At 59.1% G+C, this 23,349-nt stretch carries 23 protein-coding genes and 1 other annotated feature; of the genes, 9 read left to right on the forward strand and 14 right to left on the reverse strand.

What is annotated here, in order from left to right; all coding sequences use genetic code 11:
- Positions 1–83: 83 nt before the first annotated feature.
- From ACMGF7_RS02690 to ACMGF7_RS02725, 8 genes are all read right to left on the reverse strand, one after another.
- Positions 84–1,217 carry a sugar diacid recognition domain-containing protein gene (locus ACMGF7_RS02690; protein WP_021504663.1) on the reverse strand — a complete coding sequence of 378 codons (1,134 nt, stop codon included), beginning with the start codon at positions 1,215–1,217 and terminating at the stop codon, positions 84–86.
- Between the two features lie 166 nt (positions 1,218–1,383).
- Complete coding sequence (adk, locus tag ACMGF7_RS02695) at positions 1,384–2,028, reverse strand: adenylate kinase (RefSeq protein WP_004940261.1); 645 nt, start codon at positions 2,026–2,028, stop codon at positions 1,384–1,386.
- 202 nt (positions 2,029–2,230) lie between these two features.
- Complete coding sequence (htpG, locus tag ACMGF7_RS02700) at positions 2,231–4,096, reverse strand: molecular chaperone HtpG (protein WP_420286349.1); 1,866 nt, start codon at positions 4,094–4,096, stop codon at positions 2,231–2,233.
- A 143-nt stretch (positions 4,097–4,239) separates the two neighbouring features.
- Positions 4,240–4,845 carry a recombination mediator RecR gene (gene recR / locus ACMGF7_RS02705; protein WP_004940263.1) on the reverse strand — a complete coding sequence of 202 codons (606 nt, stop codon included), beginning with the start codon at positions 4,843–4,845 and terminating at the stop codon, positions 4,240–4,242.
- Positions 4,845–5,174, reverse strand: coding sequence for a YbaB/EbfC family nucleoid-associated protein (locus tag ACMGF7_RS02710; RefSeq protein ID WP_004940264.1), 330 nt, complete (start codon positions 5,172–5,174; stop codon positions 4,845–4,847). The genes recR and ACMGF7_RS02710 overlap by 1 nt, the downstream gene beginning before the upstream one ends.
- A gap of 41 nt (positions 5,175–5,215) precedes the next feature.
- The gene (gene dnaX / locus ACMGF7_RS02715) at positions 5,216–7,174 is read right to left on the reverse strand and encodes a DNA polymerase III subunit gamma/tau (RefSeq protein WP_164095467.1); all 1,959 of its coding nucleotides are present in this window, start codon (positions 7,172–7,174) and stop codon (positions 5,216–5,218) included.
- Positions 5,819–5,883: a sequence feature (DnaX frameshifting element), on the reverse strand. Its footprint overlaps the gene before it by 65 nt.
- A gap of 92 nt (positions 7,175–7,266) precedes the next feature.
- The gene (gene apt, locus ACMGF7_RS02720; protein WP_015376864.1) at positions 7,267–7,818 is read right to left on the reverse strand and encodes an adenine phosphoribosyltransferase; all 552 of its coding nucleotides are present in this window, start codon (positions 7,816–7,818) and stop codon (positions 7,267–7,269) included.
- A 153-nt stretch (positions 7,819–7,971) separates the two neighbouring features.
- Positions 7,972–8,352 (reverse strand): DUF454 family protein, encoded by a 381-nt coding sequence (locus ACMGF7_RS02725; RefSeq protein ID WP_004940275.1) that lies wholly within the window; start codon positions 8,350–8,352, stop codon positions 7,972–7,974.
- 134 nt (positions 8,353–8,486) lie between these two features.
- Here ACMGF7_RS02725 and priC point away from each other — a divergent pair, with 134 nt between their 5' ends.
- Both priC and rsmS read left to right on the forward strand, forming a co-directional pair.
- Complete coding sequence (priC, locus tag ACMGF7_RS02730; RefSeq protein WP_004940276.1) at positions 8,487–9,023, forward strand: primosomal replication protein PriC; 537 nt, start codon at positions 8,487–8,489, stop codon at positions 9,021–9,023.
- A 106-nt stretch (positions 9,024–9,129) separates the two neighbouring features.
- Positions 9,130–9,309, forward strand: coding sequence for a pleiotropic regulatory protein RsmS (gene rsmS / locus ACMGF7_RS02735; RefSeq protein ID WP_004940278.1), 180 nt, complete (start codon positions 9,130–9,132; stop codon positions 9,307–9,309).
- 41 nt (positions 9,310–9,350) lie between these two features.
- Here rsmS and mscK read toward each other — a convergent pair whose 3' ends face one another.
- From mscK to acrR, 3 genes are all read right to left on the reverse strand, one after another.
- Positions 9,351–12,734 (reverse strand): mechanosensitive channel MscK, encoded by a 3,384-nt coding sequence (gene mscK / locus ACMGF7_RS02740; RefSeq protein WP_164095466.1) that lies wholly within the window; start codon positions 12,732–12,734, stop codon positions 9,351–9,353.
- 101 nt (positions 12,735–12,835) lie between these two features.
- Positions 12,836–13,189, reverse strand: coding sequence for a DsrE/DsrF/TusD sulfur relay family protein (locus ACMGF7_RS02745; protein ID WP_004940282.1), 354 nt, complete (start codon positions 13,187–13,189; stop codon positions 12,836–12,838).
- Between the two features lie 11 nt (positions 13,190–13,200).
- Positions 13,201–13,884, reverse strand: a complete 684-nt coding sequence (gene acrR, locus ACMGF7_RS02750; protein ID WP_049188633.1) for a multidrug efflux transporter transcriptional repressor AcrR — start codon at positions 13,882–13,884, stop codon at positions 13,201–13,203.
- A gap of 142 nt (positions 13,885–14,026) precedes the next feature.
- Between acrR and sdeX the strand changes: the two genes are divergently transcribed.
- The 4 genes from sdeX to ykgO all read left to right on the forward strand — a co-directional run bounded on the left by sdeX (position 14,027) and on the right by ykgO (position 18,972).
- Complete coding sequence (sdeX, locus tag ACMGF7_RS02755; RefSeq protein ID WP_015376861.1) at positions 14,027–15,214, forward strand: multidrug efflux RND transporter periplasmic adaptor subunit SdeX; 1,188 nt, start codon at positions 14,027–14,029, stop codon at positions 15,212–15,214.
- A gap of 17 nt (positions 15,215–15,231) precedes the next feature.
- Positions 15,232–18,378, forward strand: a complete 3,147-nt coding sequence (sdeY, locus tag ACMGF7_RS02760; protein ID WP_049242784.1) for a multidrug efflux RND transporter permease subunit SdeY — start codon at positions 15,232–15,234, stop codon at positions 18,376–18,378.
- Positions 18,379–18,564: 186 nt separating this feature from the next.
- On the forward strand, positions 18,565–18,819 hold the full coding sequence (locus ACMGF7_RS02765; RefSeq protein ID WP_004940303.1) for a type B 50S ribosomal protein L31: 255 nt from the start codon (positions 18,565–18,567) through the stop codon (positions 18,817–18,819).
- Between the two features lie 12 nt (positions 18,820–18,831).
- Entirely contained in the window at positions 18,832–18,972 is a 141-nt protein-coding gene (gene ykgO, locus ACMGF7_RS02770; RefSeq protein ID WP_004940304.1) for a type B 50S ribosomal protein L36, read from the forward strand.
- A gap of 107 nt (positions 18,973–19,079) precedes the next feature.
- Here ykgO and ACMGF7_RS02775 read toward each other — a convergent pair whose 3' ends face one another.
- Genes ACMGF7_RS02775 through ACMGF7_RS02785 form a run of 3 tightly spaced genes read right to left on the reverse strand, consistent with a single transcriptional unit; the run spans position 19,080 to position 21,551 of the window.
- Positions 19,080–19,958 (reverse strand): metal ABC transporter substrate-binding protein, encoded by an 879-nt coding sequence (locus ACMGF7_RS02775; RefSeq protein ID WP_049242786.1) that lies wholly within the window; start codon positions 19,956–19,958, stop codon positions 19,080–19,082.
- A gap of 25 nt (positions 19,959–19,983) precedes the next feature.
- Entirely contained in the window at positions 19,984–20,841 is an 858-nt protein-coding gene (locus tag ACMGF7_RS02780; RefSeq protein ID WP_273890174.1) for a metal ABC transporter permease, read from the reverse strand.
- On the reverse strand, positions 20,838–21,551 hold the full coding sequence (locus ACMGF7_RS02785; protein WP_049242873.1) for a metal ABC transporter ATP-binding protein: 714 nt from the start codon (positions 21,549–21,551) through the stop codon (positions 20,838–20,840). Before ACMGF7_RS02785 ends, ACMGF7_RS02780 begins: the two co-directional genes overlap by 4 nt.
- A gap of 408 nt (positions 21,552–21,959) precedes the next feature.
- Between ACMGF7_RS02785 and ACMGF7_RS02790 the strand changes: the two genes are divergently transcribed.
- The 3 genes from ACMGF7_RS02790 to ACMGF7_RS02800 all read left to right on the forward strand — a co-directional run bounded on the left by ACMGF7_RS02790 (position 21,960) and on the right by ACMGF7_RS02800 (position 23,093).
- Positions 21,960–22,313, forward strand: coding sequence for a hypothetical protein (locus tag ACMGF7_RS02790; RefSeq protein WP_004940311.1), 354 nt, complete (start codon positions 21,960–21,962; stop codon positions 22,311–22,313).
- A 158-nt stretch (positions 22,314–22,471) separates the two neighbouring features.
- Positions 22,472–22,840, forward strand: a complete 369-nt coding sequence (tomB, locus tag ACMGF7_RS02795) for an Hha toxicity modulator TomB (protein WP_004940312.1) — start codon at positions 22,472–22,474, stop codon at positions 22,838–22,840.
- A gap of 49 nt (positions 22,841–22,889) precedes the next feature.
- The gene (locus ACMGF7_RS02800; RefSeq protein WP_004940313.1) at positions 22,890–23,093 is read left to right on the forward strand and encodes an HHA domain-containing protein; all 204 of its coding nucleotides are present in this window, start codon (positions 22,890–22,892) and stop codon (positions 23,091–23,093) included.
- The last annotated feature ends 256 nt before the right edge of the window (positions 23,094–23,349 follow it).

Genomic DNA, 23,349 nt, shown 5'->3' on the forward strand with positions numbered 1-23,349 from the left:
ATCGCGCGCACCCGGTGTTGGCCTGAGGGGAAACAACAAAAAATCGCCGAAGGAACGGCGCGGTATTTGTGGGTTGGCACAATTCAGTCGTGCATCAGCATGCCGATATACAACCGCAGAGCATCGGTTAATTGATTGATTTTCATGCCGGTTATCGCTTCGATGCGCTGCAGGCGATAACGCAGGGTATTGACGTGAATATGCAGCTGCGCGGCGGTCTGCGTCTGATCACAATTCTGCGAAAAATAGTGGCGCAGCGTGCTGCGCAGCACGCCTTTTTCGTCCTGTTCGCCCAGCGTTCGCCAGGGACGCCCCAGCTCTTGCGCGCGCCAGTCCTCTCCCAGATCGCACAGCAGCGACGGCAGCGGATAGTCGTGGTAGAACAGCGTGGCGTGACGCAATTTCAGGCGTTGCGCCATCGCCTGGGTGGCGCGCGCCGTCAGGCTGGAGCGGTAGGCGCTTTGCGGATCGTCGTAGAAACCGCCGACGATCAGCCGCACCCGAAAGCGGTGCTTGAGCTGGTTTTGCAGACGCTGCGCCTGTTGGCGCTCCAGCTTCAAACTCCATTCGCCCTGAGCCATGCAGGCCGGGCGCAGCAGGGTCATTTCATTGAAGCCGGTAATGGCGATCAACGCGTCGCGCTGGGTGGCCTCCAGCTCCGCCAACAGCTCGCGCAGCAGGTGCGGCTGCGCCTCTTGCAGTTCGACGATCCACACGATGCGCGCCTGGCGCAGATCCAACCCCAGATACGCCGCCATCGCTTCCAGCGACGCCGTGTTCGGCTGTGGCTGCAGCAGCTGATTCGCCAGCTCTTCCCGGTAGCGTTTTTCCCACTGGTGCTGATCCAGCAGCGCCGCCTGCTCCACCATCATCTCCGCCGCCATCTTGACCAGCTCGGCGTAGGCGCGCACCTCGGCCGGCTCGCCGGAAATGCCGATCACCCCCACTCGCTGATTACGAAAGCTGAACGGCAGGTTGATGCCAGGCCGCACCCCTTTCAGATGCTCGGCGGTGGCGCGATCGATCTCCACCACCCGATTCTCCGCCAACGCCAGCACCGCGCCCTCATGGCGCTGAAACAGACGCTGCGGATTGCCGGAAGCGATGATCACGCCGTTGCTGTCCATCACGTTGACGGAATGGCTGATGATGCCCATCGCCCGCTGGACGATCTGGCGCGCGGTGGCTTCCGCCAGAAGAGTGGTTTGTCTGAGCATGCCCGGCTCCCTGCTGAGGGTGAAAACGCAGGCTTGTTATACGCCATTTGGCGCGGGCGATTAACGGGCACGGTTGCAACAAGCCGCCGCGATCACAATTTAACGGGAAAACGGCAAAAAAAAACGCCGGGCCACGGGCCCGGCGTCATGCACGATGCGCTTGCGATCAACCGAGGATGGTCGCCAGCTCTGCGCTCACTTCGGCCACCTTGCGGGTGCCGTCGATTTTGCGGTATTGGGTGTTGCCCGCCGCCGCTTCTTTGCTGTAGTAAGAGATCAGCGGCGCGGTCATCTGATGGTATTCCACCAAACGCTTGCGCACGGTCTCTTCCTGATCGTCCTTGCGCGTGGTCAGCTCTTCGCCGGTCACGTCGTCTTTGCCTTCCACCTGCGGCGGATTGAATTTCACGTGGTATACGCGGCCGGACGGCGCGTGCACGCGGCGACCAACGATGCGGTCAACGATCAGCTCGTCCGGCACGTCGAACTCCAGCACGAAGTCCACGTTGATGCCGGCTTCTTTCATCGCGTCAGCCTGCGGAATGGTGCGTGGGAAACCGTCCAGCAGGAAGCCCTTGCGGCAATCTTCCTGAGCGATGCGCTCCTTGACCAGCGCGATCACCAGCTCATCGGTCACCAGCTTGCCGGCGTCCATGATCTCTTTCGCCTGCTTGCCCAGTTCACTGCCGGCCTTCACGGCTGCGCGCAACATATCACCGGTGGAGATTTGCGGAATGCCGTATTTCTCCATGATGAATTGAGCCTGAGTACCTTTACCAGCGCCCGGAGCGCCCAGCAGAATGATACGCATTGCGTAAATCCCCTTGCTATGTAGTTTTTATAAAATTGCGAAAACGCTCAACGATACCATTTCAGGGGGGGCAGGCTCAAGGCGCGCGAAGGAAATCGATTGCGGAATGTGCAAAAAAGTGGGCAAGCAAAAGACGAGAAAAAGCGGGGAAAAACCGAAAATGCGCCCCTAACGGTGCCGTTAAGGGCGCATATCTTCAAATTTAGGCGGACAGCAACTTATTCATGCGACGGATGAACAGGTTCGGATCCTCCAGCGTGCCGCGTTCAGCCAGCAGCGCCTGATCCAATAACAGGTCGATCCATTCGGCGAAATGTTCGTTATCGCCCACGTCGGATGCGCGTTTGACCAGAGCATGTTCCGGATTAAGCTCGAAAATGTACTTCACTTCCGGCGCCTGCTGACCGGCGGCGGCGAACAGCTTGGCCATCTGAGTGCTCATTTCGTCGGCGTCGGTCACCACGATCGCCGGCGTATCGGTCAGGCGGTGCGTCAGGCGCACATCCTTCACGCGATCGCCCAGCAGGTTTTTCACGCGTTCGATGAACGGTTCCAGTTGCTTCTCGGCGGCCTTCTGCTCTTCGGTTTCATCCGCCAGTTTATCCAGCGCTTCATCCGCCTTGCTGACCGATTGGAACAGCTTGCCGTCGAACTCGGTCAGGTAGCTCATCATCCACTCGTCGATGCGATCGGACAGCAGCAGCACTTCGATGCCTTTCTTGCGGAACAGCTCCAGGTGCGGGCTGCTCTTGGCCGCGGCGTAGCTGTCGGCGGTGATGTAGTAAATCTTCTCCTGCCCTTCCGCCATGCGGCCGACGTATTCTTCCAGCGATACGGTCTGCGCCGAGCTGTCACCGTGGGTAGAGGCGAAGCGCAGCAGTTTGGCGATCGCTTCCTGGTTACCGTTGTCTTCCGCCGGGCCCTCTTTCAGCACCAGACCGAACTGCTGCCAGAATTTCTGGTAGCCTTCGGCGTCGTCTTTGGCCAGCTTATCCAGCATCTGCAACACGCGCTTGGTCAGCGCGCCGCGCAGGTTTTGCGTCACGCGGCTGTCTTGCAGGATCTCGCGCGATACGTTCAGCGGCAGATCGTTGGAGTCGATCAGGCCGCGCACGAAGCGCAGGTAGTTCGGCATGAACTGCTCGGCGTCGTCCATGATGAACACGCGCTGCACATACAGCTTCAGACCGTGCTTGTGATCGCGGTTCCACATGTCCCACGGCGCCTGCGCCGGGATGTACAGCAGGCTGGTGTATTCCTGCTTGCCCTCTACCCGGTTGTGGCTCCAGCTCAGCGGATCGGTGAAGTCGTGGGCGATGTGTTTGTAGAACTCTTTGTACTCTTCGTCGGTCACGTCAGCCTTACTGCGGGTCCACAGGGCCTGCGCCTTGTTGATCTTCTCCCAGGTGACGGTGTCGTCTTCTTCGTTTTTGCTTTCGATCTCCACCGGCAAGGCGATGTGATCGGAATATTTGCCGATCACCGAACGCAGGCGCCAGGCGTCGAGGTACTCATCTTCGCCTTCGCGCAGATGCAGGGTGATTTCGGTGCCGCGGGTCTCTTTGGTGATGTCGGCGATGGTGTAGTCGCCTTCACCGGCGGACTCCCAGAACACGCCTTCGTCATCGGCGGCGCCGGCGGCGCGGGTGCGCACGGTCACTTTGTCCGCCACGATGAACGCCGAGTAGAAACCGACGCCGAACTGGCCGATCAGCTGGCTGTCTTTCGCCTGATCGGAACCGATGGATTCCAGGAACGCTTTAGTGCCTGACTTGGCGATGGTGCCGAGGTTTTCAATCACTTCTTCGCGGCGCATGCCGATGCCGTTGTCGGCGATGGTCAGGGTGCGCTGCTCTTTATCGAAGGACAAACGTACGCGCAGCTCGCCGTCGCCGGCGTAGAGCTCTGGCGCGGACAGGGCGCGGAAGCGCAGCTTGTCGGCGGCGTCAGAGGCGTTGGAAATCAGCTCGCGCAGGAAAATTTCTTTGTTGGAGTACAGCGAATGGATCATCAAATGAAGCAGCTGTTTTACTTCAGACTGGAACCCGCGGGTTTCTTGACCTTTCATACTCATTGATTACCTCAAAAGACAATGGCTACCAAAATCGAACAATGAGGATCAGATGAGGGTCAGGGTGTTGTTTTTCAAGCGGACGGTGGGATTTTTTTGGCAAAAAACAATGGGGCCGGGCGGCCCCATCCGGGAAAACATCAGAACTTGATGGCGTGGCGCCCGGCCAGCGAATGCGACAGCGTGGTGCCATCGACCATCTCCAGCTCGCCGCCCACCGGCACGCCGTGGGCGATACGGCTGGCGAGCACGCCATACTGGCCGCACATCTCGGCGATGTAGTTGGCGGTCGCCTCCCCTTCCACCGTCGGGTTGGTGGCGAGGATCACTTCGGTGATGCTTTCCTTTTCCAGCCGTTGCTCCAGGCGATCCAGACCGATATCGCCCGGCCCGATGCCGTCCAGCGGCGACAGATGCCCCATCAGCACAAAGTAGCGCCCGGCGAACTGGCCGGTCTGCTCGATGGCGTGGATATCCGCCGGGCTTTCCACCACGCAAATCTGGCCGTTTTGCTGGCGGCGCGGATTGGCGCAGATGGTGCAGACGTCCTGTTCGGTGAAGGTGCGGCAGTCGGCGCAGTGGCCAATCTCCGACATCGCGCGCGTCAACGCCTGCGCCAGGCGCATGCCGCCGCTGCGATCGCGCTGCAGCAGTTGAAACGCCATGCGCTGCGCCGATTTCGGGCCGACGCCCGGCAAACAGCGCAGCGCCTCCATCAGGGATTCAAGGAGCGGGCTGGTTTGCATCAGAACGGCATCTTGAAGCCAGGCGGCAACTGCATGCCGCTGGAGACGGAAGCCATTTTCTCTTTCTGGGTCTCTTCGATGCGGCGCGCGGCGTCGTTAAACGCCGCGGCGATCAGATCTTCCAGCATCTCTTTGTCGTCTTCCATCAGGCTAGGATCGATCTCCACGCGGCGGCAGTTGTGCGCGCCGTTGATGGTGACTTTCACCAGGCCCGCGCCGGATTCGCCGGTCACTTCCAATTTGGCGACTTCTTCCTGCATCTGCTGCATTTTTTCTTGCATTTGCTGGGCTTGCTTCATCAGGTTGCCCAGACCGCCTTTACCAAACATAGTCGTCTCTCGTCGCTAGGGCCGCGCACCTCGCGCGGCGTTTAAAGGGGGCGAATACTCTCTTCATCCAGATCCGCGTCGAAGAATCGGCGCAGCGTCTGAATGTTGGTATCCGCTTCGATGGACTGGCGCGCCTGCGCCAGCTTTTCCTCATAGATGGCTTGTCGCCATTCCAGCGGGGTGCGCTCCGCCGGATTATCGTCCTCCACCACGGTCAGCTCGATCGGGCCGCCGTACAGCTCACCGAGCGCGTCGGCCAGCGTCTTCTGCGCCGAAGGCGAATTCAGATGGCGCTGCGAAGACCGCAGATGGAGGTTAATTTTGCCCGGCTCCGGCTGCTGCTTGAAGGCGTTCAACGCCAGCTGCTGCACCAATTTCGGGATCTTCAGCTTATCGATTTCCGCCGCCCAGGCGTCGCGCTCCAGCGACTCCACCACCAGCTTGGCGGCCAGCTCCGGCGTTTTCTCATGTTCCAACGCCGTGCGCAGCGCTTTCGGCGTCGCCAGCGGTTCCGGCGCCGCTTCCGGCTCGGTTTGCGCGCGCCAGCGATAGGCTTCCGGTTTCGCCGGTTTTTCCGGCACCTTCTTCTCCGCCAGGCGCTGCTGGCTGCGCTCGGTCACCGAAGCCAAACGCCCCAGCGCCGAGTTTGCCGGCCGCGCTATTCCTGGCGCCGCCGGCTCATTCTTTTTTGGTGTGGATGCTCCCTGCTGCCGTTGCAGCTGGGACCGCGCTTTCAACAGCTGGGCGGTGGCATCCGGTAAAGGGGCCGATGATTGTCGCTGCGGCGCGGCCGGCTGCCCTAGCGGCGGCGGCGCGTCCTGAAACTGCGGCGGCTGTGGCGATGCGGCCTGCTGCGGCTGCGCCATCGGCGCCGGCGCGGTCTGCACCAACGCCACCGGCTCCGGGATCACCGCTTTCGGGTGAAACGCCAGCGCGCGCAGCAGGGTCATCTCAACCCCCATGCGGCGATCCGGCGCATAGGCCAGCTCTTTGCGGCCCACCAACAGCGTCTGGTAATAAAGTTGCACATCGGCCGGCGGCAGGGTGCGCGCCAGCTCGCGCAGCCGTTGCTCCACGGCGGCGTATTGGTTGTCGAGCATCGAAGGCAACAGCTGCACCATCGCAATGCGATGCAGCAGCGCCAGCGTCTCCACCAGCAAGTTTTCCCAGTCCACGCCGCGCGAAGCGGCCTGCGCGACCTGCGCCATCACCTTTTCGCCGTCGGCGCTGACCAGCGCTTCGAGGATCGCCAGCGGCTGCTCGTCATCGAGCGTGCCGAGCATCTGGCTGACGGTGGCGGCGGTCACCTGCCCCTGCCCCATGGCGATCGCCTGATCGGTCAGGCTCAGCGCGTCGCGCATGCTGCCATCGGCGGCGCGCGCCAGCAGCTGCAGCGCGCGGGCGTCGCTGGTGATCTGCTCCGCCGTCAGCACCGTTTCCAGCTGCTGACGGATCTGATCGACGTCCAGCGCTTTGAGGTGGAACTGCAGACAGCGCGAGAGAATGGTCACCGGCAGCTTTTGCGGATCGGTGGTGGCCAACAGGAATTTGACGTGCGGCGGCGGCTCTTCCAGCGTCTTCAGCAACGCGTTGAAGCTGTGGCGCGAGAGCATATGCACTTCGTCGATCAGGTAGACCTTGAAGCGGCCGCGCGCCGGCGCGTACTGGACGTTGTCCAGCAGATCGCGGGTATCTTCCACCTTGGTTCGGGAAGCGGCGTCGATCTCGATCAGATCGACAAAGCGCCCCTGCTCGATCTCGCGGCAGTTGTCGCATTGGCCACATGGCGTGGCGGTGATGCCGGTTTCACAGTTCAGGCCTTTGGCCAGCAAGCGGGCGATGGTGGTTTTTCCCACGCCGCGCGTGCCCGAGAACAGATAGGCGTGATGGATCCGCCCCAGTGAGAGGCCGTTGGCCAGCGCGGTCAGGACATGTTCCTGGCCGACCACGTCTGCGAACGTTTGAGGGCGCCACTTACGGGCGAGAACCTGATAGCTCATTAATACCGGAGAAGTCGAGGAATCTGGAGGGTCATGCTAACACAGCCCCGCGGCGATCCGCGAGGCCGTTGTGCCCAAGGGGCAATGCCGCATCAATGGCCGGCGAAGTCCACCAGGCAGTAGCAATCGATGCCCAGCTTGTTCAGACGCGCTTCCCCGCCCAGATCCGGCAGGTTGATGATGAACGCGGCGTCGTTCACTTCACCGCCCAGACGGCGGATCAGTTTGGTGGTCGCTTCGATGGTGCCACCGGTCGCCAGCAGATCGTCCACCACCAGCACTTTGTCACCCGCGGTGATGGCATCGGTGTGGATCTCCAGCTTGTCGGTGCCGTACTCCAGCTCATAGCTTTCGCTGAGCGTGGCGCGCGGCAGTTTGCCCGGTTTGCGCACCGGCACGAAACCGACGCCCAGCGCCAGCGCGACGGGCGCGCCGAACAGGAAACCACGCGCTTCGGTACCCACCACCTTGGTCACGCCCGCTTCGCGATAGCGCTCAACCAGCAGCTCGATGCTGGCGGCATAGGCCAACGGGTTTTCCAGCAGGCTGGTCACGTCGCGGAACAGGATGCCCGGCTTCGGATAATCCGGGATGGTTTTGATACTGTCTTTAATAAACTGAAGCTGCTGCGCAGTAGCGGTCATAATTGTTGCCTGATAAAACTGCCTGAAAACCGGCGCGCCGCTCACCCGCCGCCCCCGGGAGAAACACACCGGAGAAGAAATGGCAGGCGATCCGCGCACGAAAACGCCCAAATCTATGCAAACTGGCGGACAAATGCAACCAGCGGCGCACAATCAGCGCTGTTTTTGTTGCGGCAGGTCAATAACCGGCAGACGCAGCATAAAGGTCAGCAAAATGGCCAGCATCAGCAGCAACAGCCCGCGCACCCACCAGATTTTCACCAGCCACAGCGAACAGGCGAAGGTCAGCACGATCACCAGCACCGCCTTCCACTTCGCCCCCGGCGGCAGCGCGCGATGCTGCTGCCAGTGGCGCAGGTAAGGGCCGAACCAGGAACGGTGCAGCAGCCAGTGATGAAAGCGCGGCGAAGAGCGGGCGAAACACCAGGCGGCCAACAGCAGGAACGGCGTGGTCGGCAGCAGCGGCAGCACCACGCCCAACGTCGCCAGCACCACCGCCAGCCAGCCCAAAATGATCAATAACCCACGCGTCATGCGGCTCTTCGCTCCTCAATCGATTGCGGCTTACTGTAGCATCGGCGCCGCGCCGGCGGAATATGCATGCGGCGCTTGTTTCACGGCAGCATCGCGGGCAAGCTTACGCCTGTTGAAATCAAGAGGGAGCTTATGTGAGCACTCAGCGTCTATTACAGGTGTTGGCACAGCAGATCGCGGCGCTGGCGGCCGAAGTGACCCCGCGCGGCGACGTTCCGATCCCGCAGGCGCGCTTCGACGCCGCCCTGTTCGCCAATCGCGGCACGCGGCTGCGCGACTACCTGGCCGAGGTGGAGAAGAATTTCGCCCAGCTGCAAAGCGCCGCCAACGACAACCGCACCAGCCAGGTGGCCTTTCTGGCCGAAAAACTGGTGGCTCAGATCGCCGCCCTGCAGCGCGAGCTGGCGACCCAGGCGCTGCGGCGCAAGAACCAGCCGAAAGAAGCCCCCGAGGCCGATCTGTACCACAAGCTGGCCGAACATCAGGACTACGAACGCCGGCTGATCGCCATGATTCAGGATCGGGAAAGCCTGCTCGGCCGCCAAACCACGCTGGCGGCGCAGCAAAAACTGCAGCACGAGCTGGCGGCGCTGGAGGGGCGGCTGATGCGCTGTCGTCAGGCGTTGGCGCGCATCGAGCGCAATATCGAGCGCAAAGAAAACGGTTTTTGAAGATTTATCACAATATTTTAATGATTATTCCCGGTTGCGCGCCGGGTTCACTATACTCTGCCGGTATGCGAGTTATTCATCCCATTAATTAATAAGCGCAGGTGCTATGTCTCTGGAAAACGCCTCACCCGAACTGCAGCTGGCGGTAGACTTGATTTACCTGCTGGAATGCAACGAGATCGATCCGGTCACCGCACTGGCGGCGCTGGATATCGTCAAACGGGATTATCAGGAAAAGCTGCAGCGCGCCGGCGTCACCTCGCCCTACCTGCCTGCCGGACAGTAACCGGGGACAGCGCCGCTGTCCCTTTCGTCTTTCAACGTTCATCAGCCCGCCGTCTGGCCGCCGTCGTCCGGTGACAGCGTTCTTTTCACTTCCTGCACTTCGTTGCCCTGCTGGTTATGCAGATACACCTCCAGCTGATTGAAGGCGATGTCGATGCCGTTTTCCCGGCACAGGCGATCGATTGAGCGGTTCAATTCGTCCACGGTATAGCTGCGATCGCGCAGTTCCCGCACATAGAGCCGCAGTTCGTGATCCAGCGTGCTGGCGCCGAAGTTGAGGAAAAACACCTGCGGTTCGGGATCGGTCATCACCCGCGGGTTGTCGTGCGCCGCCTGCAGCAACACCTTTTTCACCTTGTCGAGATCGGAGCCGTAGGCCACGCCGACCTTGATCAGCACGCGAGTGATGGTGTCGGACAGCGACCAGTTGATCAGCCGCTCGGTGACGAACGCCTTGTTCGGAATGATCACCTCTTTGCGATCGAAGTCGGTAATGGTGGTGGCGCGAATGCGGATCTTGCTGACCGAACCGGAGAAGGTGCCGATGGTGATGGTATCGCCGATGCGGATCGGGCGTTCGAACAGAATGATCAGGCCGGAGACGAAGTTGGCGAAGATCTCCTGCAACCCGAAGCCCAGCCCGACCGTCAGACCGGCGGCCAGCCATTGCAGTTTGTCCCAGGAAACGCCGAGCGATCCCAGCGCAACCACGGCGCCCACGGCGGTAATCAGGTAAGTGAGCACGGTGGTGATGGCGTAAGACGCCCCCTGCCGCAGCTGCAGCCGCGACAGCACCACCACCTCCAGCAGACCAGGCAAGTTGCGGGTGAGCACGTAGGCGACGATCACTGCGGCTATCGCCACCATCATGTTGCCCAGCGTCACCGCCTGCGCCACGCTGCTGCCCGCCACGGTGCTGGTGTAATGCCACAGCGTGATGCTGTCCAGATAAGCGATGACCGTCACCAGATCCGACCAAATGGCATAGAAGGCGCTGGCGAAGATGGCGAACAGCACCAGGGTGGTCAGGCGCAGCGACTGCTGGTTGATCTGATCGAGCGCCAGCGGCGGCTCTTCCACCACCGGTTCACCGCCTTCGGCTCCTTCTTTCGCCACGTTTTGCCGCCGCGCCAACGCGCGCCGGTAGGCCAGACGCCGCGCCGCCACGCTCAGGCCACGCAGCGCGGTCAGGTACACGATATTCCACAGGAAAAACAGATACAGGCTGTCTATCCAGCGGCTGGCCAGTCGCAGCGTGGTATAGAAGTAACCGGCGAACATCAGCCCCAGCAGGATCAGCGGCGTGGCGGCTATGGCAGTAACCACCATCAGCCGCACGGCGTGCGAGCCCTTTTCGCGCCAGCTGTCGCGGCACAGCGGGAACACCAGCACCGCGAGCAGCGCCAGCGTCAGCATCACCACGATCTGGCCGATAACGTCTTCCACCAGGCGCAGCGGCGCTTTTTCGCCCAATACCGACCAGAAGATCAGCGGCTGCAGCGCCAATCCCAGCCGCAGCGTCTGCCGGCGGTAATGCGCGCACAGATTGGCGCCGAAGTTGAAATGCCGCTCGGCAATGCCGCCCGGTTTCAGCATCCGATAGCTGAAGCCGAATACCAGCCACGACAGCGCCAGCTGCTGCGACAATGCCCAGATAAAGTCGCTGATGCCGAAATCGGCGCGATACATCCAGAAACCGACGCCGAGCAGCAGCGCGGCGCCGGGCAATACCTTCAGCAAGGTCAGCGCGATAGCCTTCGGCGTATGCAGTTGGCCGTCGCGCTTCAGTTGCCCCACATCGCTGGCCAGCTTTTGCAAATGGCCGTCGATCAGCCGGTAGCGCCAGCGCAATACCCCGATCGCCAACAGCATCGGGATCAGGAACACCAGCGCATTCAACCCGCCCTGCAATAGCTTGCCGCCGTCGAATTTGATATCTAGCCCGGCAAGCTGATCGCGCACCGCCTCCGGCATCGCCTTCAGCCACGCCAGATCGACCGGCTTGTTGCTGTTGACCCAGAAGATCTGCTGGGTCAGCGTATCCTGCAACGAACCGTAGACGCTGGTGAGCTGCTGCTGATTGATCTGCAGGTTGATCGACAGCGACAGCTGGTTGCTGAGCTGTTTGTTCAGCTGATCCAACAGCTCGCGGCGCATGTCGACGATCTCGTTCAACGCGTCGATCACTTCCGGGCCGGCCTTTTCCTTGCTTTCGGCCACCAGCTGGTTGATGTAATCCTCCCCCTTGAACAGATCGTCGCGTTGCTGATTGATATCGAACTGCTCCAGCCGCAAATCGGCGATGCGCGTGTCCATATCCGCCAACAGCGTGCCCTGCGGCAGGCTCTGCTGCTGCTGATACAGGATGCGCGACAGCACCAGGCTGCCCTTCAGCACCTGGATCTGCTCTTTCAGGTTACGCTCCGCCTGCAGCCCGCGATCGAGCCAGTTTTTGACCCGAATATTCTGCTGGAACAGGGTGTTGCTCTCTTCGGTGGCGGCGATCAGCCGCTGGCTCAGCTGGCGGTTGACGTCCAGCTGCTTGCTGACCAGCTGATCGTGCTGGATATCGGTGGCGTCTTCCGGGTTTTGCGCCTCTTTGGCGGTCTTTTCAGACAGCGTCAACCGCTTGCTGTTGACGATCTCCTGCAGCAACTGCACTGACCTATCCAGCGCGTCGATATGCGCGGTGGTGTAGTCGCGCTGCTTTTGCAACAGATCCTGCAGCGTGGTATTGGCTTCCAGGCTCTTGCGCTGCAGCTCCAGCTGCGCATTGAGCAGCGCCTGCTCGGTGCTCAGCATCACCTGTTGACTGTTGCGCAGCGAATCTTGCCCCGGCGTCTGGCCGCTGAGCTGGCTGCGGATCTCCTGCAGGCGCTGCGAGGCGGCGTACATGGTGCTTTGTACCCGCTCGGGCTGGGTTTGCAGCGACACCAGTTGGCTGTTGTAGGTGGAGAGGCTCTCCTGCGCGCTTTGCAGCTCGTCGAGCGTTTGATACAGCCGGCTTTCCAACTGGCGCAGCGACAGCGGCAACAGCGCAGCGCGCGCCGCCGCATTGTCTACCGGCTGCTTCAGCGCATCCAGTTCGGCAGTGACCTGACTGAGCTTCGCCGGCGCCTGCTGCACCTGCTGTTTAAGCTGTGCGGCGTCTTGCCGGTTGCGCTCGAGGGCGTCCAGCAGCTCCAGCGTGCGGGTCAAATCCTGTTGGGACAGCTTTTCGACCGGCGTCAGGGCTTTTTGCTTGCTCAGCGTTTCCAGCTGGCTTTGCACTTCGCTGCGCTGCGGCAGATCGCCGTTCAGCGCCGCCTGTGTCGGCAAGCTCAGCGCGCAAATCAGGAAAAGAAGTGTCGCGGCGGCGATGCGCCGCCGGCATGCGCCGACAAACGAGCGCGGCGCCAGAGAGGGCAGAGTCAACCAGCGATGCATGATTTAGCTTCGGAATCGGTTAAGAAGCCTGAAGATTATCACGACAGCCGGCAGGCAACGAACAACAAAAGCGTTGCCGGTGATGTCCCATTGTCGCGAAATCAGAAAGTCAGCACTTTCTCCGCCGCCAGCGTCCACTGCGCCAGCTCGACCAGCGTGCCGATCGCCACGCCGTCTGCCAGCGGCAAGCGGCTGACGCCGCGCGCGTCGGCGCAGGTCTTGCACAGCTTGACCGGCACCTGCTGCGCGGTGAGGATTTCCAGCATCTGCTGCAGGTGGTACCCCTCGTGCGGCTGCTGCCCGGCCAACCCGGCCACCACCGCATCGGACATCAGAAACAGCCGCAGATCGAGACTGCTCTGCTGCTCTTTCATGGCGATGGCCAACCGCAGCGCATTGAACAAGGATTCGTGGCCATAGGCGGCGCCATTGGCGATGAGAACGACTGATGACATGAAATCTCTCCTTATAAAGGCAGGGAGCCGGCGTTGGACGGTGCTGCCGTCGGCATATCGGATCTGAGGCGCAAGGTGGGGCAAAACTGCAGCATCTCCAAAAACGCATCCACCAGCGCTTCGGCTTCGGCCCGCAAATCGAAACTTTCCGGCATAAACAGCCAGTTTTCCAGCAGGCCGGTGATATAACCGCGCAGGATGATCGCCGCGCGACGAGTGTGCAGATCGGCCGGCAATTGCCCGTGGTGAATGCAGTTGTACAGCACCGCTTCGATGCGTTCGTAACCGGCGAGGTACAGCACCTTGCGCGAATCCAGCAGCGGCATCATTTCACCGACAAACTCGCATTTGTGGAATATAATTTCCATCAACGCCCGCCTGCGGCCGTCTTCAACCGTAGACGTCAGAACGTAAATCAGAATTTCCCGGATAACCCGCAGTGGATTATCGGGAAACTTTGCCTGATACTCTGTTTCGAGCTGGTCAATTTTCGGCTCGGTAGATTCCCAAACTTCATTAAACAGGTCTACCTTATTCTTGAAGTGCCAGTAAATGGCTCCACGCGTAACCCCAGCAGCGGTGGCAATATCTGTCAGTGACGTTGCAGCAACGCCACGTTCAGAGAACTCTCTCACCGCAGCATCGAGGATTTGCTGTCGGGTTTCTTGCGCCTGCTGTTTGGTTTTTCGTGCCATGGCATTGTTATTTAGGGGGAGTGTGATTTACATACATTCGCGAATGTATGTACCATAGCACGCACATATAATTAACGCAGCAATGGGTTTTAAAGCTTGTGATCCATTGATCATTTTGAAATCGGACACTTGAGGTTTTTCTATGAACAAAAACAGAGGGTTAACGCCTCTGGCGGCCGTTCTGATGCTTTCAGGCAGCTTAGTGCTAACAGGATGTAACGATAAAGAAACCCAACAGCAAGGTGCCCAACAACAGGCACCTGAAGTGGGCGTAGTCACCTTGAAGGCCGAGCCTCTCAACATCACTACCGATCTTCCTGGCCGCACCGCTGCGTATCGTATCGCCGAAGTTCGCCCTCAGGTCAGTGGCATCATCCTGAAGCGCAACTTCGTCGAAGGCAGCGATATCAAGGCCGGGACGTCTCTGTACCAAATCGATCCCGCAACCTATCAAGCCAGCTACGACAGCGCGAAAGGCGATTTGGCCAAAGCACAGGCCAGCGCTTCCATCGCACGCGTGACGGTAAACCGCTACAAGCCATTGCTGGGTACCAGCTATATCAGTAAGCAGGACTACGACAACGCCGTCTCCACACTGCAGCAAGCGGATGCCGCAGTGGTGGCCGCCAAGGCCGCCGTCGAAACCGCGCGCATTAATCTGGCGTACACCAAAGTGACCTCCCCGATCTCCGGCCGCATCGGCAAATCCGCCGTGACCGAAGGCGCGCTGGTCAGCAACGGCCAAGCGACCGCCCTGTCCACCGTGCAACAGTTGGATCCGATGTATGTCGACGTCACCCAGTCGAGCACCGACTTCCTGCGCCTGAAGCAAGAACTGGCCAGCGGCGCGCTGAAGCAGGAAAACGGCAAGGCCAAGGTGAAACTGATGCTGGAAAACGGCACCGAATACGCGCAGGAAGGCACGCTGGAATTCTCTGACGTCACCGTCGATGAGACCACCGGCTCCATTACCATTCGCGCCCTGTTCCCTAACCCGAACGATACGCTGTTGCCTGGCATGTTCGTGCGCGCCCGTCTGGACGAAGGCGTACGCAGCGATGCGTTGCTGGTGCCTCAACAGGGCGTCACCCGCAACCCGCGCGGCGACGCGACGGCGTTGGTGGTAGGGGCAGACAACAAAGTTGAGCTGCGCACGCTGAAGGCGGACCAGGCGATTGGCGACAAATGGCTGGTTACCGATGGCCTGAAAGCCGGCGATCGCGTGATCGTCTCCGGCCTGATGAAAGTGCATCCGGGCGCGCAGGTAAAAGTGCAGGAAGTTGACACTCAGGCGCAAAAACAGCCGCAGTCTGAAGCGCAGAAGTCATAAAAAGGAGCCTGTAATACATGGCTAAGTTCTTTATAGACCGCCCAATTTTCGCCTGGGTAATCGCCATCATCGTCATGTTGGCGGGGGTGCTTGCAATAATGAAACTGCCCATCGCGCAGTATCCCACTATTGCACCGCCGGCGGTGAGTATTTCCGCCAACTACCCGGGCGCAGATGCCAAAACGGTGCAGGATACCGTCACACAGATTATCGAACAGAACATGAACGGTATCGATAACCTGATGTACATGTCCTCCACCAGTGATTCCTCTGGTAGCGTCACCATTACCCTGACGTTTGAATCCGGCACCGATCCTGACATCGCGCAGGTTCAGGTTCAGAACAAACTGTCGTTGGCCACCCCGCTGCTGCCGCAAGAAGTTCAGCAACAGGGCCTGAAAGTAGAAAAATCCAGCAGCAGCTTCCTGATGGTGGCCGGCTTCGTTTCCGACGATCCGAACATGACGCAGGACGATATTGCGGACTACGTGGCGTCCAACATCAAGGATCCGATCAGCCGTTCGTCCGGCGTGGGTGAAGTGCAGCTGTTCGGTGCCCAGTACGCGATGCGTATCTGGCTGGATCCGAACAAGCTGAACAACTACCAGCTGACGACCACGGACGTGACCTCCGCCATCACCGAGCAGAACAACCAGATCGCCGCTGGCCAGCTGGGCGGCCTGCCGCCGGTGCCGGGGCAGCAGTTGAACGCCTCGATCATCGCGCAGACCCGTCTGACTTCGCCGGAAGAGTTCGGCAAGATCCTGCTGAAGGTGAATACCGACGGTTCCCAGGTGCGCCTGCGCGACGTCGCTCACATCGAGCGCGGCGCGGAAAGCTATGCCGTTACCGCACGTTATAACGGCAAGCCTGCCGCCGGCCTGGGTATCAAACTGGCAACCGGCGCCAACGCCTTGAACACCGCCAAAGGTGTGAAAGACGAGCTGGCCAAGATGGCGCCATTCTTCCCGCAAGGGATGAAAGTGGTTTATCCGTACGACACCACCCCGTTCGTTAAAATCTCCATCAACGAAGTGGTGAAAACGCTGATCGAAGCCATCATCCTGGTGTTCCTGGTGATGTATCTGTTCCTGCAGAACTTCCGCGCGACGCTGATCCCAACCATCGCGGTGCCGGTAGTACTGTTGGGGACCTTTGCGATACTCGCGGCGTTCGGCTTCTCGATAAACACCCTGACGATGTTCGGCATGGTGTTGGCGATCGGCCTGCTGGTAGATGACGCCATCGTGGTGGTGGAAAACGTCGAGCGCGTTATGTCCGAAGAGGGGCTGCCGCCGAAAGAAGCCACCCGTAAATCGATGGGCCAGATCCAGGGCGCGCTGGTGGGCATCGCCATGGTGCTGTCAGCGGTATTCGTGCCGATGGCGTTCTTTGGCGGCTCAACCGGCGCCATCTATCGCCAGTTCTCGATCACCATCGTGTCCGCGATGGCGCTGTCGGTGCTGGTGGCCTTGATCCTGACGCCGGCGCTGTGCGCCACCATGCTCAAACCGATCCCGAAAGGCGATCACGGGGTTAAAACAGGCTTCTTCGGCTGGTTTAACCGCATGTTCGAGAAAAGCACGCATCACTATACCGACAGCGTGGGCAACATCCTGCGCAGCACCGGCCGCTATCTGATCATCTACCTGCTGATCGTGGTTGGCATGGGCCTGCTGTTCCTGCGCCTGCCTTCCTCGTTCCTGCCGGACGAAGATCAGGGCATCCTGTTGACCATGGTGCAGTTGCCTGCCGGCGCCACCGAGTCCCGCACCAACAAAGTGCTGGAAGAAGTCTCTGACTACTTCCTGAACAAGGAAAAGGACAACGTGGTTTCGGTGTTTACCGTCGCGGGCTTCGGCTTCAACGGTAACGGCCAGAACAACGGCCTGGCATTCGTCAGCCTGAAAGACTGGGGCGAGCGTCCGGGGGCCGGGAACAAGGTAGAAGCGATCGCCGGTCGCGCCATGGGCGCCTTCTCGCAGATTAAAGAAGGCCTGGTGTTCCCGTTCAACCTGCCGGCGATTATCGAACTCGGTACCGCAACCGGCTTCGACTTCGAGCTGATTGACCAGGGCGGCCTGGGGCACGAAAAACTGACCGAAGCGCGTAACCAGCTGTTGGGCATGGTTGCTCAGCATCCGGATGTGCTGGTGGGCGTGCGCCCGAACGGCCTGGAAGATACGCCGCAGTTCAAACTGATCGTCGATCAGGAGAAAGCCAAGGCGTTGGGCGTCAGCATCACCACCATTAACAGCACGCTGAGCACCGCGCTGGGTGGCTCGTACGTCAACGACTTCATCGACCGCGGTCGTGTGAAGAAGGTGTACGTACAGGCCGAAGCGCCGTTCCGCATGCTGCCGGAAGACATCAACAAGTGGTACGTGCGCGGTACCAGCGGCCAGATGGTGCCATTCTCCGCCTTCTCTTCGGCGAAATGGGAATACGGCTCACCGCGTCTGGAACGCTATAACGGCTTGCCGTCGATGGAAATTCTGGGCCAGGCCGCACCGGGCAAGAGTACCGGTGAAGCGATGAACCTGATGGAGCAACTGGCGTCCAAACTGCCAAGCGGCATCGGTTACGACTGGACCGGCATGTCCTATCAGGAACGTCTGTCGGGCAACCAGGCGCCGGCGCTGTACGCCATCTCGATTCTGGTGGTGTTCCTGTGTCTGGCGGCGCTGTATGAAAGCTGGTCCGTGCCGTTCTCGGTCATGCTGGTATTGCCGCTGGGGGTTATCGGTGCGTTGTTGGCCGCGACGATGCGCGGCATGAACAACGACGTGTACTTCCAGGTAGGGTTGCTGACCACCATTGGTCTATCGGCGAAGAACGCCATCCTGATCGTGGAATTCGCCAAAGACCTGATGGAAAAAGAAGGCAAAGGCCTGGTCGAGGCGACATTGGAAGCAGTGCGTATGCGTCTGCGTCCAATCCTGATGACGTCCCTGGCCTTCATCCTCGGGGTTCTGCCGCTGGTTATCAGCAGCGGCGCAGGCTCCGGCGCACAGAACGCGGTAGGTACCGGCGTAATGGGCGGGATGATCACCGCGACCGTATTGGCGATCTTCTTCGTACCGGTGTTCTTCGTGGTGGTTCGCCGCCGCTTCAGCAAGAAGAACGAAGACCTGGAACACAGCCACCCGGTAGAGCACCACTGATCGCTCAGTGATGTGAGCTCCACCCGATAATCGAAAAGGCCGCGCATGCGGCCTTTTTCTTTTGCTTCAGTTGCTTAATGCAAACCGTTCTCATTAATTCGCTCGTGAGTGCAATTTACGCTTGATCATGATGCCAGGTCGGCGCATAATTATTGTTATAGTATAACATTACACGAGAGAGCCATTATGAAACCCGGCATCCATCCCGATTACCGCACCGTGGTGTTCCACGACGTCAGCGCCAATGCCTACTTCAAAGTGGGATCGACCATCAAAACCGATCGCACTATCGAACTGGACGGCGAAAGCTGGCCGTATGTCACCCTCGACGTCTCTTCCGCTTCGCATCCGTATTACACCGGTAAGCAGAAAGACTATTCCAAAGAAGGCAGCACGGCGCGCTTCCAGCAGCGCTTTGGCCGCTTTATCGGCAATAAGTAACAAGGAAACCCCATGCAGGTATTGAGTTCATTGCGTTCGGCGAAAAATCGCCATCCGGATTGCAAAGTCGTGCGTCGTCGTGGCCGCATCTATGTGATCTGTAAAAGCAATCCGCGTTTCAAAGCGGTACAGGGACGTAAGAAAAAGCGTTAACTCCCAAGTGTCATCTGTCGCAAAGCCCCGTTGCTGCTCAACGGGGCTTTTTTTATGGCGAGAAAGTGCCTGCAAGCTGTCCCCCACCCGCGGGCGGGGGGCAGAGATTACTTCATGCTGCTCAGCAACGTGTCGACATTGTGTTTGAACGCCTGCTCATAGGTGGCCGCCGGACCACCGGCGCGGGAGAGCGCTTCAGGGTACAGCTCGCCGCCCGCCTTGGCGCCGGTGGCGGCGGCAATCTGCTTCACCAGCCGCGGATCGGTCTGGTTTTCGATAAAGTAAGCGTTAACCTTCTCCTGTTTAATCTGCTTAATCAGGCTCGCCACGTCGCTGGCGCTGGCTTCCGCTTCGGTGGAAAATCCGACCGGGGCAAGGAAGGTGACGCCATACTCTTGTCCAAAGTAGCCAAAAGCATCATGGCTGGTCAGCACCTTACGTTTCTGCGGTGGCACTGCGGCGAACTGGGTTTTGGCCCACAGATCCAGCTTTTGCAGCTGCTGAATGTAGTCGGCGCCACGCTGGCGAAAATAGTTGGCATCTTCAGGATCGGCGGCGATCAGGGCGTTCATCACGTTGGTGGCGTACTGCACGCCGTTTTTCATGCTGTTCCAGGCGTGAGGATCGGTAATCGGTTTGCCATCCTCTTCCATCTGGCGGGTGTTGATGCCCTGTGAAGCGATGATCACCTGCCCTTTATAACCCGAAGCATTGACCAGGCGATCGATCCACCCTTCCAGCCCCAGGCCGCTGACGAATACCACATCAGCCTGAGCCAGCTTCTTGCCGTCCTGCGGTGAAGGCTCGAAACTGTGCGGATCGCCATCCGGCCCCACCAGCGTGCTGACCTTGACGTGATCGCCGCCCACCTGCTTGACGATATCTCCGAGAATGGAAAAGCTGGCGACGGCGTCGACGGTCTTCGCCATCGCCAATGGGCTGGCCAGCAGAGCAGCTACCGCCAGCGATATAGGTAAACGTTTCATATTTTCTCCTTGCAAATGGCACTTCTCAACGGCGCGCAAAGGCGTAAATGCCTCCGCGCGTTCCAAACAGGATCGAGACAAAAAAGAGGATGCTGGCGCTGAGCACGATCGCCGGGCCGGCGGGAAGCGAAGCGTGATAGGACCACACCAGCCCAATCAGACTGGAAAGCGCGCCGATGCCCATCGCCGTCGCCAGCGTCTGCGGCAGATTGCGCGCCCAGAAGCGCGCGCTGGCGGCGGGCAGCATCATCAGCCCAACCGACATCAGGGTGCCGAGGATCTGGAATCCCGCCACCAGATTGACCACCACCAGCGCCAAAAACAGGCCGTGGATCAGCGCCAACCGGCGCGGCGCGTTAACGCGCAGGAAAGTGACATCGAAGGATTCGATAACCAGCGCGCGGTACAGCGCCGCCAGCGCCAGCAGCGAAACCGAGGCGATCGCACCGACCATCAGCATCGCCTGCGCATCCACCGCCAGGATCGAACCGAACAACACGTGCAGCAGATCCACGCTGGAACCGCGCAGCGAGACCAGCGTGACCCCCAACGCCAGTGAGCCCAGATAGAATCCGGCGAAGCTGGCGTCCTCTTTCAGCGGCGTGCGGCGGCTCACCAGGCCGGATAGCATCGCTACCGCCAGCCCGGCAATAAAGCCACCCACGCCCATCGCCATCAGCGACATACCGGAGATCAGATAGCCGATCGCCGCGCCCGGCAACACCGCGTGTGACAAGGCATCCCCTACCAGGCTCATGCGGCGCAGCAGCAGAAACACGCCCAGCGGGGCGGCACTGAGCGACAACGCCAGGCACGCCATGAGCGCGCGGCGCATAAAACCGAAAGAGAGGAAAGGATCGATAAGCGCATGCCACAGCATCATGGCGCCACCGCCCGCAGATCCGGCTGCCGTTCGGCGGCGTGATACCTCGGCACCTGCTCCAGCACCCGCTCGGCCGCGCCCCAGTGGCAAGCCTGCGGCGTCAGCAACAGCGCCTGCGGAAAATGCTCGGCAACCATCGACATATCGTGCAGCACGGCGATCACCGTTCTCCCCTGCCGGTGCAGCTGCGCAATCACCTGCAGCAAAATTTGCGTGGTGGCGCTGTCGATGCCGGTAAAAGGTTCATCCAGCAGGATCAGCGGCGCCTGTTGGACCAGCAGGCGCGCAAACAACACCCGCTGCAGCTGGCCGCCGGAGAGCTCGCCCACCGGGCTGTGCGCCAGCGCACTCATGCCGACGCTCGCCAGCGCCTCATTAACCTGGCTCGCCGCATGCTTGTTCATACCGCCGAACATGCCGCTTTGCGGCCAACATCCCATCGCCACCAGATCGCTTACCGCGATCGGGAACTGCCGATCCAGCTCCGCCTGCTGCGGTAAGTAAGCTCTGCGCGGCGGCTTTCCGCCGCTGAAATTCAGGCTGCCGCCCATCGGCGGCAACAAACCGGCGAGCGTTTTCAGCAATGTCGATTTTCCGGCCCCATTGACGCCCACCACCGCGGTTAACGAGCCGGCGGTAAACTGCCCGCTCAGCGGTGGAAAAAGCGGCGTGGCGCCATAGCCTAGCACCAGCTGACGCAGGATGATCATGGCAGCGATACCGCCCAAAAGATGCCGAGCCACAGCAGAGCCAGCAGCACAACGGCCCCTGCACAACGCGCGGCGGCGGAGGTGGTGAACAACGAATTCAGTGACGGCGCGGCACCATGTCGTGAAGTGGGAATCAATGTGATGACCAAAATGATGGATAAGAGTTATAATATAACATCACAACAACTGCCGTAGCTCAAGCTATGGCGCGACAATAATGCAACGGAACGTAACAATCCCTCGCACAGCGGCCCCCTCCCCACGCCCTTACAAAACCCAGGGATATTTCCGTTCGGTTGGAATGTTGGCGTAAGGTTAAGGTAAAGAACAGCGGTAAATCGAAAAATTTACCGACGCGTGTGGAAAAGGAGTAAGATAAGCAGATAACATTGTTGTTGGCCGAGATTAATGCTTGTTACCCTTGCCTGTAACCTGGACGTCAACGCACTTTCTGTTAAAAAATTAAAGAAAGTGGTTCATGACAATATTGCGGAGTTAGTGCCGGCGCTGACCAGCGGACTCAGCTTTTATTCTGAAAGCGCACGCTATGCCGAAGATTCATTAGAAATACTTGATATAGTGCAACAAGGTGACAGCGATTATTCAATGAGTTATCGTTATAAGTGGGGCATTTTTAATGCCTGCCTGGATATCAACAGCGAAGATATCATCAACGACAGCGTCCGGTTTCGAGTGACGGCGCGGGGTTTAATCTTCGACATCATTGATAACTCACGACCATCAACTGCGGATGAATTGTAAGTTTAAGTAATAACTACAGGCCAAACGCGAAAAAATGATTTATATTCATTTTACGGGAAGTTTATTTAACCACCGTTAAGCTGCCTCCGTTCATGATGTAAATCAGCTTACTCACATAGTGTTATCACACCGCAATTAAGACTTACGGAGGGGATGATATGGATGAGTATTCGCCTAAGCGACACGACATTGCTCAGCTCAAATTCTTGTGCGAAAATTTGTATGATGAAGGTATCGCTACCCTGGGAGACAGTCATCATGGGTGGGTCAACGATCCGACGTCCTCCGTCAACCTGCAGCTTAATGAGTTGATCGAACATATCGCTTCGTTTGTGATGAGTTATAAAATTAAATACATGGACGAATCTGACCTGTCGGAGTTAGTCGAAGAATATCTCGACGATACCTATACGCTGTTCAGCAGCTATGGTATCAATGATTCCGACCTGCGCCGCTGGCAAAAAACCAAGGCGAGATTATTCAGAATGTTCTCAGGAGAGGACATCTGTACGACAATGAAAACTTAGGGGATAATTATTCCCAAGCTATTTTACGGTTATTAAACTAAAGGCCACCATGACTAAAACCGACTATCTGATGCGTTTACGTAAATGCACCACGATTGATACTCTCGAACGTGTTATTGAGAAAAATAAGTACGAGCTTTCCGATGATGAACTGGAGCTGTTTTACTCAGCGGCAGATCATCGTCTGGCAGAGCTGACCATGAACAAACTGTATGACAAAATCCCCACCTCCGTTTGGAAATATGTCAGATAATCAGCCCCCCCTAACGCGTTGAGCCGATGCTTTTATCGGCTTCAATGTTCAAGTTGAATACGTACTTTTCCTATTGACAGTAAAACTTCACTTGCGTTCCCTCTTCCGATAATAATATTGCGCGGAAACAATTTTCTTTTTTAATCGAGTCAGGTTATCTCATCGCCCGCCTCACTGTGCCCGCTCCCCAGAACCGCTAATTCATTATCCAAAAGAATTGAAGGCGGGAAGAAAAGAAATGCGTGTCGCTCTGCCT

Source organism: Serratia sp. BNK-17 (assembly GCF_048684935.1).
Classification (GTDB): domain Bacteria; phylum Pseudomonadota; class Gammaproteobacteria; order Enterobacterales; family Enterobacteriaceae; genus Serratia; species Serratia nematodiphila.